This is a genomic window from Mammaliicoccus fleurettii (assembly GCF_003970575.1).
Taxonomy (GTDB): Bacteria; Bacillota; Bacilli; order Staphylococcales; family Staphylococcaceae; genus Mammaliicoccus; species Mammaliicoccus fleurettii.
This window is the reverse complement of sequence record NZ_RXWZ01000157.1, coordinates 19329-34525: the sequence shown is the minus strand read 5'-3', so window position 1 is coordinate 34525 and position 15197 is coordinate 19329. Positions and strand designations below refer to the sequence as shown.

Annotated in this window: 14 protein-coding genes; 5 read left to right on the top strand and 9 right to left on the bottom strand. The window is 31.6% G+C overall.

From position 1 onward, the window contains the following. Positions 1-13: 13 nt before the first annotated feature. The 4 genes from CD129_RS10930 to CD129_RS10915 form a co-directional block, all read right to left on the bottom strand. A complete protein-coding gene (locus CD129_RS10930) occupies positions 14-2002 on the bottom strand; it encodes a BglG family transcription antiterminator (RefSeq protein WP_078358433.1) in 1989 nt (662 codons plus the stop codon). Positions 2003-2029: 27 nt separating this feature from the next. Then, positions 2030-2356: a PTS cellobiose transporter subunit IIB gene (locus tag CD129_RS10925; protein ID WP_115337762.1), complete on the bottom strand. Its 327-nt coding sequence runs from the start codon at positions 2354-2356 to the stop codon at positions 2030-2032. Between the two features lie 18 nt (positions 2357-2374). Beyond that, positions 2375-3805 carry a 6-phospho-beta-glucosidase gene (locus CD129_RS10920; protein ID WP_115337763.1) on the bottom strand — a complete coding sequence of 477 codons (1431 nt, stop codon included), beginning with the start codon at positions 3803-3805 and terminating at the stop codon, positions 2375-2377. A 506-nt stretch (positions 3806-4311) separates the two neighbouring features. Continuing rightward, on the bottom strand, positions 4312-5226 hold the full coding sequence (locus CD129_RS10915) for a DUF7916 family protein (RefSeq protein ID WP_115337764.1): 915 nt from the start codon (positions 5224-5226) through the stop codon (positions 4312-4314). A gap of 154 nt (positions 5227-5380) precedes the next feature. On the opposite strand from CD129_RS10915, the gene CD129_RS10910 reads away from it, so the two are divergent. After that, complete coding sequence (locus tag CD129_RS10910; protein WP_115337765.1) at positions 5381-6310, top strand: ABC transporter substrate-binding protein; 930 nt, start codon at positions 5381-5383, stop codon at positions 6308-6310. An 84-nt stretch (positions 6311-6394) separates the two neighbouring features. Here the strand turns inward: CD129_RS10910 and adcA are convergent, their stop codons facing one another. After that, a complete protein-coding gene (adcA, locus tag CD129_RS10905; RefSeq protein ID WP_115337766.1) occupies positions 6395-7936 on the bottom strand; it encodes a zinc ABC transporter substrate-binding lipoprotein AdcA in 1542 nt (513 codons plus the stop codon). 180 nt (positions 7937-8116) lie between these two features. On the opposite strand from adcA, the gene CD129_RS10900 reads away from it, so the two are divergent. Continuing rightward, on the top strand, positions 8117-9058 hold the full coding sequence (locus tag CD129_RS10900; RefSeq protein WP_115337767.1) for a nucleoside hydrolase: 942 nt from the start codon (positions 8117-8119) through the stop codon (positions 9056-9058). A gap of 68 nt (positions 9059-9126) precedes the next feature. Here CD129_RS10900 and CD129_RS10895 read toward each other — a convergent pair whose 3' ends face one another. The 4 genes from CD129_RS10895 to CD129_RS10880 all read right to left on the bottom strand — a co-directional run bounded on the left by CD129_RS10895 (position 9127) and on the right by CD129_RS10880 (position 12406). After that, a complete protein-coding gene (locus CD129_RS10895) occupies positions 9127-9789 on the bottom strand; it encodes an ABC transporter ATP-binding protein (RefSeq protein ID WP_078358426.1) in 663 nt (220 codons plus the stop codon). Positions 9790-9801: 12 nt separating this feature from the next. Continuing rightward, complete coding sequence (locus tag CD129_RS10890; protein ID WP_115337768.1) at positions 9802-10851, bottom strand: ABC transporter permease; 1050 nt, start codon at positions 10849-10851, stop codon at positions 9802-9804. Positions 10852-11097: 246 nt separating this feature from the next. Continuing rightward, positions 11098-11568, bottom strand: coding sequence for a DUF3995 domain-containing protein (locus CD129_RS10885; protein WP_238418539.1), 471 nt, complete (start codon positions 11566-11568; stop codon positions 11098-11100). A 22-nt stretch (positions 11569-11590) separates the two neighbouring features. After that, positions 11591-12406 (bottom strand): metallophosphoesterase, encoded by an 816-nt coding sequence (locus CD129_RS10880; RefSeq protein ID WP_078358437.1) that lies wholly within the window; start codon positions 12404-12406, stop codon positions 11591-11593. Between the two features lie 111 nt (positions 12407-12517). Between CD129_RS10880 and CD129_RS10875 the strand changes: the two genes are divergently transcribed. From CD129_RS10875 to CD129_RS10865, 3 genes are all read left to right on the top strand, one after another. Next, positions 12518-13303, top strand: a complete 786-nt coding sequence (locus CD129_RS10875; RefSeq protein WP_107509736.1) for an arylamine N-acetyltransferase family protein — start codon at positions 12518-12520, stop codon at positions 13301-13303. A gap of 9 nt (positions 13304-13312) precedes the next feature. After that, on the top strand, positions 13313-13756 hold the full coding sequence (locus CD129_RS10870) for a MarR family winged helix-turn-helix transcriptional regulator (RefSeq protein ID WP_115337769.1): 444 nt from the start codon (positions 13313-13315) through the stop codon (positions 13754-13756). A gap of 176 nt (positions 13757-13932) precedes the next feature. Beyond that, positions 13933-14919, top strand: a complete 987-nt coding sequence (locus CD129_RS10865; protein WP_107509738.1) for a zinc-binding dehydrogenase — start codon at positions 13933-13935, stop codon at positions 14917-14919. Positions 14920-15197: the final 278 nt, after the last annotated feature.

Sequence of the window (15197 nt, the reverse complement as noted above, 5' to 3'; positions counted from 1 at the left end):
AAGCTAAACCCCTTTATTTATGATATTGACCGACCATATAATTTTTAAAGCTGTTATAATCTTTGCAATTCATGATTTCTGCTATTTTTTCATCAGAATCAATTAAATTAACGATAATATCAATAATCGTTTTGAGCTCATTGTCATTATATTTTGAAGGGGATAACATAATGACAAGTTTGATTTGTTGATGTTGTTCGTCCCAATACACACCATTAGGTACGAGCGCTACAGCTATGCTTGAATAATCGCCTACTGGTTGTGCAGTATGAGGAACAGCTACATCATCACTAAATACAACCGTACTCAATTCTTCTCTAAAATTGAGTTGTCTTCGCAATTTATCTTCAAAATCTTGCTCTTCTTTTAAACTCAATTGTTTAATTAAAAGGTCAAAAAGCGCCTCTTTCGTTATCGCCTCTTCAATATAATTAAATGAACTTTCATTACAATATTGGTTAAAGAACAAGCTATATTGTTCTGTTGCAACATTTTCTTCTAATGCATCATTATATGAAAATTTATTATCATGATGATGAATAAATGTATTTATTTTTTTAATATCTTGTTCGTTAAGTAACACATTCACTTGAATAACTGGTACTTTAAACACAATTGTAGATAGATCAATAGATGAAATAATTAAATCAATATGTTCTAATTTTTCATCGGTTATTTCATAGTAGCTAATTACATCGACTATATTCATTTGTAAACTAAATTCTCTTTCAGCTCTGACTTTGAGCATTTGAGCACTTCCATAGCCTGTCGCACAAATCACTAGCACATTTAACTTTTCACGCTGGTAATATTTTTCAATTGCTGCTAGTAAATGTAAAGTTAAGTATGCCCATTCTCCATCACTCACTTCTTGATTTTTCAGTTCTTCTAACTCTCCAAAATATGTCTTAGTCATAGTAAGTGATGATTCATTTTGCGCTTTAATATCATGTAATATTGGATTTTCTAAATGAAATTTATTCTGAATGCGCTTTATTAATGGTTCTAAATGTGTAACTAAACCATATAAAAGTTGACTATCAGACGACATCGGAAACCCTAAATCTTTTTCTATTTTATTTAATATTTTTGACACTCTCTGTGATAAGTCACTCTGAGCATCTTGATTTTGAAGTTGAGAACCCTTAGTCATAATGTGCAAGCTGATGTATTTAGCTTCTTCTTCTGGAAATGATATTTTATAAATTCGTTCAACACGATTTAGAATTTTTCTTGCAACTGATAATTCATTTTCAGTTAGCACTTCTTCATTTGAAGTGATTGTCTTCAAACTATAACCATCTAATAATCGTCTAATCATGAGCCCAAGATGTAACACTAGATTTTGAAGTATATAATCTGAAAGGTATACTTTAGATTCTCTCGTCTCATCAACTACAATGATCGCCAATTCTTCCATATTGATTTGTAGTAAAAGTGGTGTTTCTTGAAAATATTTATTAATAGAATGAAAGAAATGATTTCCTAAGAAATAATCCATTATAAAATGACGTTTATCTCTTTCATCCCCTTCAATCGCTATACCATGCTGTTGCTTGCTCACAATCCCTAGATTATACTGAGCAATAATATTTTTAATAGATGCAATATCTTGAGAAACTGTAGACCTTGAAATATATAATTGCTCACTTAGTTGCTCAATCGTAATACTTACCTTATTAAAAAGTAACAAGTTTAAAATGTAATACTGTCTATCTTTAGAATCATTGATATTTTCTTGCTCTGGACCATTTTTAGATAAATAACGTTTTAAAAAATTTTCAAATTCTATCATTAAGTCTATTTTGAGTTGGTATCCATACCCTTGCTTAGCAATGAGCGTTGCACCATTTTTTTCTACTTCAGGCTTTAATGTTTTGACATATTTTCTAATCGTTCTATCTGAGAGTTGTAGCATAGTCGCAATTTCTGAACTTTTAACAAATTCGTTGCGTCGTTGTGATAAATAACTGAGTATCTCTATTTCTCTTTGACTTAGCATAAGCTTCCCCTCATTTCATAGAGAGTATTATACCGTTTCTTCCATCCCTTGCAAAATTACACTCGCCAATTTTTCAATGCCCATTGGAATCGGAACATAAGCTTGTGGCGGTATATTAACGACTGGCTTATTCACTTTATCACCAGCTTCTTTTAATTTTTTGAAATACATTTTTGTTTGTGGACTTACTAAATATAAATCGAAAGATTGTTTTTCAATCATTCTTGCACCTTCATTTGCTGAAATTGCATCTACTTCAATATCATGTCCTTGTTCTTTTAAATAATTTGTTGTTTTTTTAGCCATTAAAGATGATGACATCCCTGCTGCACATATAATTAAAGCTTTTTTCATAATAAAAACCTCCGTGTTTTATAATTTTTCGCCATTAGTAGCAATGACATTTTTATACCAATGGAATGAATCTTTTTTAGATCGATCAAGCGTTCCATTGCCTTCATTATCTTTATCCACATATATAAATCCGTATCTTTTCTTCATTTCGCCTGTACCAGCAGATACTAAATCAATGCATCCCCAAGGTGTATAACCCATTAATTGAACGCCATCTTCATCAACTGCTTTTATAAATTGTTCGATATGTGTTTTTAAATATTCGATTCTATAATCATCGTGAACAATACCATCTTTACATAATTCATCAATTGCACCAAATCCATTTTCAACAATAAACAAAGGCAGATGATACATATCTGTAAACCAATTCATTGCATATCGTAAGCCTTCAGGGTCGATTTGCCATCCCCAATCAGAAGTTTTTACAAAATCATTTTTTACTAAATCACGTGTCTCAACATAATCATATTGTTCATTGGATTTATCATGTGAAATAGCAAATGACATATAATAACTAAATCCTATATAATCAACTGTGCCATTTTTTAAATCTTCTACATCTTGATCCGTAATATCTAAATCAAAACTTTTAGACTTAAAGTATTTTTTCATATATCCAGGATATTCACCGTGAACATGAACATCTGTGAAATAATATCTTTTTTGCATCGCTTTTTGAGCCATGAGCACATCTTTAGGATTACAAGTTGCAGGATAAATTGGACACATCGCAATCATGCAACCAATTTCAAAGTTTGAATTAATTTGATGACCAATTTTAGTAGCTTGAGCACTTGCTACAAGTTCATAGTGTGCAGCTTGATACATAATTTGTTCTCTATTTTCACCGGCTTCGTATTTCACACCTGAATTTGTAAATGGTGCGAAATCTTCATCATAATTTGCTTGATTGTTAATTTCGTTAAAAGTCATCCAATACTTTACTTTGTCTTGATATCTTTCAAAACAGACAGTCGCAAATCGAACAAAGAAATCAACGACCTTTCTATTACGAAATCCTCCATATTCAGTTACTAAGTGATATGGTAATTCAAAGTGTGACAATGTTACGACTGGTTCAATTCCATATTTAAGACATTCATCAAATAAGTCATCATAGAATTTCAGCCCTTTTTCATTTGGTTCTTGATCATCTCCATTTGGAAATATTCTTGACCAAGCAATTGAAGTTCGGAAACATTTAAAGCCCATCTCATGAAAAAGCTTAATATCTTCTTTGTATCGATGATAAAAATCAATCGCTTCATGGTTCGGATAATTTTTACCTTCTATAACCCCATCCGTTATTTCTCTATGTTTCCCATGAGATGCTGCTGTCATTACATCAGCAACACTTATACCTTTACCACCTTCTTGCCATGCCCCTTCAAGTTGGTGTGCTGCAACAGCGCCTCCCCATAGAAAATCATTCGGTAGTTTTGACATTCAATATTCCTCCTTTAACCAAACTTTTCTTAATACACTTATATTGTAAACGCTTTCATTATAGAGTAGCATCTTGAAAAGTTCCGTAGTATTACGGAAATGCATGATATTTAAGTAGAACTGTTTTGAATTTGGATATTGGTTTAGGGGGTTTTCGGGGTTCGGGTTTTCGGGTCGATAATTTTATTTATCGGCCTGTATTTCGGGTTTTCGGGTCGCTATTTATTTTTATCGGCCTGTATTTTGCGTTTTCGGGTCGCTAAATTTTTTTATCGGTCCGTATTTCTCGTTTCTGGACCGCTAATTATTTTTATCGGTCCGCATTTCTCGTTTCTGGACCGGTAATTTTTTTATCGGTCCGTATTTCTCATTTCTGGACCGGTAATTTTTTTTATCGGTCCGTATTTTGCGTTTCTGGACCTGTAATTTTTTTTATCGGTCCAGAAAATACATATCTTTCAATAAATGAAAAAAATCCAACTGCCTCTGCAGTTGGATTTTTCATATTATCTATTTATAGATCTTGATATTCTAGATACTGTATGTCGCTGACCTCTTATGGCTTTACTCATTGCATATATATTTTCTACTGGTGCTAAGCCGCCATAACCGGCATCACCGATATGTTGTATATCCACACCGAGTGTTTTATTTTTAATTGCGATTTCTCTTATTGTAGCTTCATCTGATCCTTCTTGTGATGTTCCGATTGCGCTCATTACGAGGGCTCCACTACGATGTGCTACTTGAACTGCCTCACGCACTTCGTCTTCACTTACACCCCAGACAGTTCCTACAGCAGGTACTAATATAATGTCTGCACCAACTTCCACAAATTGTTTAATTGCCTCTAAATTAACAACTGGCTCATCTACACCTGAACCATGCATTTTTCCTGCAATAATTAATCCATCAAAATGTGTTTTCCCAATTTTAACCGCTTCTAAAATATGTTCGTTTGTTACACCAGTTGCTGGATTACCAGTTAAACATACAAAATCAAAGCCTAATTTTTTAGCTTGTTCAAAAGTTTCTTTTGTCGCTTTTCTACCAGAAGATATATCTAGTTTCACTTCGGCCATTTTTGCTTTATCGTCAACTGGTTCCAAGTTAACCCCGATTGGTCTACCTACAAGATGTTTCAAATCTTGAACAGCATTTCCAGTCCCTTTATATTCTTCATTATATAACCCTTGTATATCTGGTTCTATAACATCTAAAGCATTCAACAGTATCATATCTGCTCCGAAAGCAGATGCCATTTCTGCATTTGTTATATCTTGTACTAAAGCTGGCATATGTACAACAACATTTTCACTCAATACTGTTCTACCTTCACTCGCTTTAATACTTTGTTTTAATTCTTCTGTAGAAAATCCCGAAATATCTGAAGCATTTGCACTAATTAATCGTTTAACCAAATTCTTCACCCCTTTTATTTATATACAAGGTAAAGATATAGATATATCGAATCAAAGTCAAATATATATAAATAAGGTATTGAATTTTGAAGATTGCTTGATATAATTTAATTGATATTAATTATCATTATCAATTAAATAGGAGGTTTATATTATGAAAAGATTGATAACATTTTGTTTATGTTTATTATTATTCTTGGCTGCTTGTAACAGTATAGATACTAAAGAAAAATCGCCAGAAGCAGAAACAAAATCAGATTCATCATCAAAAACAAAAGTATTTAAACAAGATGATGGTGAAAAAATTAATATACCTAAAAATCCAAAAAGAATCGTTGTATTACACCCTACCTACATCGGTGCTTTAGTTGAGTTTGGTCATAAACCAGTAGGAGTTATTGATTTTGTTAAACAAAATCAAACTTTAGCTGAAGCGACTAAAGGGGCTAAAATGTTAGGCCAAAATAATGTAGAAGATGTTGCTAAAACAAAGCCAGATTTGATCATCACAACTAAAGAAGATAAAAACATCAATAAATTAAAAAAAATTGCGCCAACTGTACAGATGGACGCAATGAAATCAGATTACAAATCTGCTACTAAAGAGCTTGGAGAAATTGTGAATGAACAAGATAAAGCGAAAAAATGGATTAAAGAATGGGAAAATAAACTAGAAAAAGATAAAAAAACATTAGGCTATAAAGTAGACGAAAAAACAATTACAGTCCTTCAATCAACGCCAAAAGGTCTTACAGCTTTCGGTAAAAACTATGGACGCGGAACAGAAATTGTTTACGGTGGTTATGGTATGACTCAACCTAAAAAATTAGAAAAAGAAACTAAAAATGCTTATATGACAACATTATCTGAAGAAGTACTTTCTGATTATACAGGCGATTACATTATCCTAGCAACAATGGGTGAAACTCCACAATTTACTCAAACAACTAACTGGAAAAACCTTGATGCAGTCAAGAATAATCATGTCATAAAATTAGACTTACAACAAACTCAATATAATGATCCAATTTCTCTTGAAAAACAAAGAGAAGTAATATTGAAACAATTAAAAAAAATGAAATAAATGCTGAAAATATATCAATTATAAAAAATGAAATAAATGCTAAAAAAGAACCTGAGACAAATTAATGTCTAGGTTCTTCTTTATTTAATGTGCCAACATTTCTTCTTTTACTTCATCCTTAGAAAGTTTTGAAGGGTAATATGTCGGCCAGTTGTCTAGCTCTTTAAGTACTTTATCTTTGTCATCTCCTGCAAATATATGGAAATGAACTGCTTTTTTAGGATAAATGTTATGATCGCTAAATTGTACATATTTTGGTAAATCCTCGCTTGATTCGCCTTTTAATTTAAAGCTATATCTCACGCCTCTATTACCTTTTTCATACTTTAGAATGTCATGTCCATCATATTCGTATTCTCCAGTTGTTGTATGGCCATTTTTAGTGAAACTGATCTTGTTGTCTGCTATTTTTATCTTTTCTATATCTGTTTTATAACCTTTATCGTAGTATTCTTTAAATTCTTTTGCTGACATGTCACCATCTTCAGCTTTATGTTCAAATACTTCATCAAGTGTGCCGTCTTTTAAATATGGATAAACGGATTGCCAGTCTCCTTCATAATCTGTAAGTTCACGGTCTTTAACTTGCTTGTCTTTAAAATAACCTTGTTCAATTGCTTTATCATGTGCTGAATCTTTTTTATCATCGTTAGTTTTAATTTTATCGTTTAGTGATTTTTCGATGCTTTTAATATTTTCTTTCATCAGTTTCTGATAAGAAAGGTCTTTTTCATTTAATTGTTCTTTCGTTAATGATTCCATATTGCTAAATGAAAGTGGCTTAGCATCTGTTTCTTTTCTAATCGTGTCAGTTATTTTAGATGAAATATTGTTTTCATAAAGAATATATTTTGCATCTGTATCTTTAATTTCTTTTACGATTTTAGTTAATTCTTTTTGAGAAGGATCTTCTGCATTCATACTTTGGACACCTTTTTGAACAAATCCATAACGATTCGCTAAATATCCAATAGACTCATGTGAAATAAATACTGTATGACCTTGGTGACCTTTCGTAATATCTTTAATTTCTTTATCAATATCAGTTAAATCTTTATTTAATTTCTTAAAGTTTTTCTCATAATATTTTTTATTATCAGGGTCTTTTTTAACTAATTCATCTTTAATACCTTTAATCATTTCTTGGTTAAGTTTAGGGTCTAACCAAACGTGTGGGTCATATCCACCGTGATGATGCCCTTCATGTTCGTGATCATGGTCGTGTTCTTTTTCATCACCGTGTTCATGTTGATCAGTTAATAATGCTGATTGATCGATACTATTTTGAAGAGATAGTTTTTTATCATCTTTTTTAATAGTTGATGCTATTTTCTTAGCTACAGCATCTAAATCGTCACCAGTATATACAAATAAATCCGCTTTACTCGCATTTAAAATATCTTTTTGAGTTGGTTCATAACTATGTAAATCTGTACCTGCTGGATAAATTGATTCAACTTCTACGTGTTTGCCACCAATCTGTTCTATGAAAGATTTTAGTGGGTAAACTGTCGTTTTAACCTTTAATTTATCTGAATCATTACCTTTGTTGCCAGTTTGGCTACACGCGGCCAACACCATTGTAAGAACAAAGACAATTGATAGTATTCCTGTCCATTTTTTCATCTTGTACACTCCTTTTATAAATAGTAACTGTTACGATTTAAAATTATATACTCTAATTTATTAAAAGACAAGACTTATTTTTAATTAGCCTACATTATTCTATAACGCGTTTATTTTGTTAACATGAAACCGCTTTAGTATAATGAATAAGATGAAATTATTAAAAAAGGACGTGGTTGAATGGTACAAAATAGAAAAATCATCATGGATTGTGATCCAGGTCACGACGATGCGATTGCATTAATAATAGCTGGTGCCAAGTCAAGCTCATTAGATATATTAGCTGTTACAACTGTTGCAGGAAATCAATCAGTTGATAAAAATACAAGAAATGCATTAAATGTGTTAGATATTATAAATCGAGGGGATATACCTGTTTCAACAGGAGCTGATAGACCTTTAATCAAGGAAGCAGCATTTGCAGAAAGTATTCATGGAGAAAGTGGTTTAGATGGTCCTCAATTACCGAAAGTGCCAAATTTAAAAGAAACAAACGAGCATGGCGTAAACGTTATAATTGATCAAGTATTGCAAAGTAATGAACCTATTACTTTAGTAGCAACAGGTCCACTAACAAATATTGCAATGGCACTGATTCAAGAACCTAAAATAGCAGACAATATACAAGAAATTGTTATTATGGGTGGTGGTACATTCGGAAATTGGACACCAACTGCAGAATTTAATGTTTGGGTAGATGCAGAATCCGCTAAAAAAGTATTTAAAAGTGGCATTCCAGTTGTAGTCTTTAGTTTAGATGTAACGCACCAGTTATTAGCAGACGATGCTGTAATCAATCGCTTTAACAAAATAGATAATAAAGTATCAGATTTTGTCGTGGAATTATTGAAATTCTTCAAATCAACGTACAAAGAACAATTCGATATGGATGGCGGTCCTATTCATGACGCTTGTACAATATTATATTTATTAAATCCAGAAATATTTACATTACAAAACACATATATCCAAATCGAAACAGATAGTGCGTTAACATATGGAACAATGTCAGTCGATTTGAATAATACGTATCAAAAAGAACCTAATGCAAAATTCGCTACAGAAGTAGATGTTGATTTAGCATGGGACATTATGGAACAAGCATTACGAAGCTATCAATAATCATAAAATTAAAAGCAGTAGAAGATGCAAAGACAACAAACTTGTCCAACATTCTTCTACTGCTTTTATTATTGTTCTTTTAATTCTCCATCGACCATTTTAAAGACTTTATCACAATATGTTGTTAATCTTTGATCATGTGTCACAATAATACACAATTTATTAAGTTCTTTAGTTTCTTTTTTTAATATTTCCATTACTTCTATTGCATTTTCCGTATCTAATGAAGCTGTTGGTTCGTCTGCGAGTATAATTGAAGGATTGGTATATAACGCTTTTGCAATGGCTACTCTTTGTTTTTGTCCACCTGATATTTCATTTGGTAATTGCGTTAATATGTTATCTAGTCCAAGTTGTTTTAATAGCCTTGAATGCTCTTCTTTATTCATCACATCTTTTTTTACTTTTTTAAGTAACTCAAATTGTTGTTGTACAGTTAGAAAAGGGATTAAATTGCTAGTTTGTAATATAAAACCGATTTCTTTTAATCTCAGTTTAGAAAGTTGTTTTTCATTAAATTGATTAATTTCTTGTCCATTTAACGATATCATGCCTTCTGATGGTAATTGTAATGCGCCAGCCATCGTTAAAAGTGTACTCTTTCCAGAACCTGATGGCCCAATAATAGCTACGAGCTCGCCTTTTTCTAAATTAAAATTTGTCGCTTTTACAGCTTCAATTGTTCTATTACCGTCTTTAAATGATTTACTTACATTTTCAAATGTTAACATGACAAGCTCCTCCTAACCTATTACCTTCAGTGGTTCTACTTTTCTAATACTTAATACCGAGAATAAACTTCCTAAAATTGCTACTAATATTAATACAATTCCGTATATAGACATCGTTAAATAATCAAATTTAATCGGCACTGCTTCAGGTAAAAAGGCACCCGTTAAAACTGTTAAGCCAAAGCCTATCAATGTACCTATTAAAGCAATAATAATTGTTTGACTCATAACCGATTTTGCTAAGAAGCCATTCGTTAATCCTTGTGCTTTTAATACGCCAAATAAGTTTCTCTTTTGTAATGTAATTATGTACAAGAAAATACCTATAACCATTGCGGATATAGCAAATAGAAAGACAATCATAAATGTTAACGTTAAATTCTGAGCTTGATAACCAGGTAATTTAGTAACAAAATCTTCTATTTCAATCACTTCTAAATCTTTATTTAATTGCGCATCTTTCCAATTTTTATCTTTAACTACAAGTGCATTGATTTTATCCCCTTTAAACATGGGATTTAATTTGCTAATTGTTTCATCATTCGTAAACAATACAGGTGATGCATTAAATTTAGAACTTTCTGAGAATCCTACTATTTTTAATTTCTCATCACTATTCGAAAGTGATAATTCATCTCCTATTTTGAAACCTTTTGTCTTCAAAGTATGATCTGCTACTACTTCATTATTTTTCTTGAAAAATTTTCCATCTTCTAGCTTAGGCATAAGGAAACCTTTAGCATCAATTCCAAATACAGTAGCATTTTCTTTTAATTTCCCATCAGTTGCAATAACAGCTGTTTGTTTTAAACCTTCACTTTTATCGAATTTTCCATTGATATCGTCAGTATTAACAGAAGATTGCGCAACCGTTTGATTGGCATCTTTATTTAAGACAATTGCATCTGCCTTCCAAATATCAATCGCTTCCCTATTCATATTCATCAAGCCATTTGCCAGCCCTGATAATAAGAACAGCAGGTAGCTAATCATAATCAGAACGCCAATAATAAGCCCGAACTTTATCTTATTTCTTCTCATTTCATTCCAAGCTAAGAACATATATCCATTCCTTTCTATAAGACAATAATCAACTAATTTTAGTCTTGCTAATTATAGCACTATAAAAAAAATAAATAAAACACCCTCAATCCGAAAAAATCCAGATTGAGGGTGCTAGTAAGTATAATTGAGATATTGTAGTTTGCTGTTTTACGAGCCGAATCGCACGATATCTCGAAAGTCTTCGTGCGTTTAATCTAAGTATTTACCAATATGTTCCTGATTCAAACTATCTGACTAACCGCTTCATACAACATTATTCCTTTTGCTCTTTTTTAGCATCTTCACATATCCAAACAACCCTATTCCCCATAATAAGAACAATGGGTCCCAGACGAATGCTTGTCCAAATGCTGTGTAATAGTTATGAATTTCTATTATTTTAAACATTTTTAGCCAACCTATTAATGTATTTAAACCGCCATACAATATAAGTACTACACTACCGACTAAAGATACGTAATATATTCTTTTATCGAAATGATTTGTTAAGGTCAGTGGCATGATTGTTGCTAAAAATTTAACTACTGCAACGATTAATAACGCTATATTTATCCAAATTCCGTAATTTGCACTTAATGTAAATACCCAAGTACCTACTGTTGTTAACCCTGCTTCTCCACCAAATCCCCAATATAACGAGAACAGTGAATGTACAATTCCTGCTATGACAAATAATGATATATACTTTTTCATCTTATCACCTATTTTAATCATTTAAATTCTTTGAAGTATGTTTTTATATTTCAATAATTTGTATAGTATGCTTCATCTCTGTTTCCAAATCTTGTGTTCTCCACTCTCTTTGATATCCTAAACATGGACATATATACTGAACGCCACTTTCTTCTATTATACTTCGAAAATGAACGTGCCCCATAATACTATACTTGATTGGATATGTTTCATAAAATTGGTCAAAGTCAGAAGTGCCTATAAACGCATTAAAATAATCAAATATTCTATGTGGCATTGGTACTGCAAATCTTTTATGTGTAACGATATGTGTCATCAAAATAATATTTTTATCTTTTACTTGTTCTAAATCATTTTTAACAGAGGTTGCTGCTAACTTAGACATTTCTAGATCAGATTTTCCCCAATCTATATGTTCTTTATCTAACCACGTTGAGCCATAATATTTTCTTCGTTCTAATCTTTCTAGACTAAACTTTTCATGGTCTGCAAAGCTATAATCGTACCAACCACTATGGCCTACAATTGCCCAATCATCATTGATAATATATGGATTACCAATAATACTCTCAGGTTGCGACTTATAATGTTCAAAAATTTCATAAGAAGATTTATCATCTTGTTCACTTTTCCAATAATCATGATTACCAGGGATAAACAAGACATCTATATTTGAATGGTGTTTTACATTTTGAACAAATTGAACCGTTTGTAAATAATGATTTGAAACATCTCCCGCAATGAGTAACATATCCAAATTCAGACGTTTAATTTCGTTCGTTAAAATGTATTCAAAATCTTGCGGATAATAATCTTTACTTCTATCTATATGCAAATCTGAAATAGCACCAATTCTCATATGCATTACCTAGCTTTCTATAATGTAACCGTATAATATCAATTTTATATTAACATATTCTATGCATATATCCCTTATAATAGAATTGACAAATTTAATGGAGGTACTACTTTGGACATTCAACAATTTGAAAATTATTTAAAAATAGATACTAATAAGTTTAATAAAATAAATCTCGAAAGTTTAAACCATTATATTAAAAGATTTATGTACACCGTTCCCTTTGAAAATATAAGTGTACAGAATGAAACACCTATTTCTGTAGATATTAATGATTTATTCAACAAAATAGTCCATCAACATCGTGGTGGCTTTTGTTATGAAATGAACACCCTATTTCAACATTATTTAACAGAAAAAGGCTTTGAATTAGATCGAATATCAGGTACAGTCCATACACCAGATGATAGTTGGAGTAGAGATGGTTCACATATGACTACACTCGTTCATTTAGATAAATCTTATATAGCAGATGTCGGGTTTGGAGATTTACCAACCGAAGCTATCCCTGTTTCAAGTCAAGATGACGTGCATATTATTAATGACACTAACGGAAATTATTGTGCCATTTTAGATGATTCAGGCGTTATACATCTTCAAAAACAAATAGCTCAAAACCATTGGCGTACTTCATACAAGACAAATGATATACCTAGAGAATGGGACTTTTTCATTGAGCATTTAGACTTTAACGAACATAATCCAAATTCGATATTTGTTCAAAAGTTAATTATTACAATTCCTAAACAATATGGTAGAGTAAGTATGTCTAACGAACATTTAACAATCACGACCCAAAATGATAAACAAAAAGAAGCCGTCACACATGATAATTATAAATTTCTATTAAAAAAATATTTTGGAATAGATGAGAAGATCACTATATTAGAAAGTTGAGGAACAAATTTGATATCTAATAATGAATTACAAGACTTAGATTTATTTGATGTATTGAGTGAACGCCATGGCATAGTCCGTACACATATCGAAAAAATGTGGAATGAGACACACGACATACACATCTCTAGTTCAGAATGGTATATTATGGCTAAAATATATAAACATAAACGAAACATAGCTTACATCACTCAACATGTAACAATATCAAGACAAGCCGTACACAAATTCGTGAAACAATTAAACCAAAAAGGACTCGTCGATATTCAAGACGTAGACGGTAATAAAAAAGAAAAATCCATCCAACTAACAGCGCTCGGTGAATCATGCTTCTTAGAAAGTAAACAACACAAAAAAATAATAGAAGAGCAGCTCAACACAGCAATTGGCAAAGAAAACGTAGATAAATTAAGAGACATATTGAAGATGGATTGGGATATAGAGAATTCTTAAGCCTAGTATTTGCAGAAACTAAAAAGACGGCAGCTTATATAAATGACTATATTATTGTTTCAAATGTCTACTTAGTTACCTAAAAGTGCCTACTTCTTAATATTTTTATTTGGTGCTACGATAATTATGAACTTACTTATTCACAAGATGATTATTAAATTGGAGGGAATTAATTTATGAAAGCATGGTTAATAGAATCAGCCGGAGACATAGATAAAATGTTTTGGGGTGATATCCCAGATGTTCATGCTGAAAATGGACAAATCGTAATTAAAGTAATGAGTACAGCACTTAATCCTGTTGATTATCAGGTAATTGAGTCTTCTGGAAACAAAAATTGGTCTTACCCTCACTACGCTGGCGTTGACGTAGCTGGAGTAGTTACTGAAGTTGGCGATAACGTTACAAACTTTAAAATTGGTGATGCTATTGCTTGTCACATGGATTTAAATAAAAAAGGAAGCTTCACAGAATACACTGCTGTGGACGCTAATACTGCAGCTAAAATACCTGAAAATGTTTCTTTTGATCAAGCTGCTGCAATATTGTGTGCGGGTTTAACTGCATACCAAACTATTTATCAAAAATTAAATACTTTTCAAAAGAAAAATATATTGATTCATGGTGGAGCTGGCGGAGTTGGCGGTTTCGCTATTCAACTGGCGAAAGAATTAGGTTTAAAAGTCATAACTACTGCTTCACAGAATAATCATGCTTGGTTAAAAGAACTAGGTGCAGATGTAGTAATTGATTATAAAACTGAAAGTGTTACAGAACGCATTAAAGAAGAAACAGATGGAAATGGTGTAGATTTAATATTTAATACTATAAGTAAAGATGAAGCGACAAAAGATTTAGATAGATTAGCTTTTTCAGGACAACTAGCATATATCGCGGGTGCACCTGACTTAACTAATGTCAAACCATTTTCTCTTTCGCCTTCAATACACGAAGTTGCATTAGGAGCAGCTTATTCAGCAGGTACGTTAAAAGCTAAACAAAACTTATCTTTCATGACTAATGAAATGTTACAAAAAGTTGCACAAGGTTTTCTTGATCCAATGGTTAGTAAAATACTTTCAAAAGACGATTTACCTGCTGGTCTAAAAGAATTAAAAAAACGTCATGTTAGAGGGAAAATAATCGTTAATATGCAATCATAAAAGTTTACTTTAATAAATAATTTTAACAGGCTGGGACAAATTAATTGTCTCAGCCTGTTATGATATTGGCAGTTAATGACTAGATTGTTAATGAACTTATTTTAAACATTTTATTTTCGTAAACTTGGTTGACAATATACGCGTTATTCTGCTAAAGTAAGTAAGTTGTTATTTTTGAAAACAAGTGTTACAGAAATATATACAAATACTAATATCACTATGCTTTTGCTAGTTGCATATGCTCTCAGCAAAATATTAATACACAACAATTGTGTATT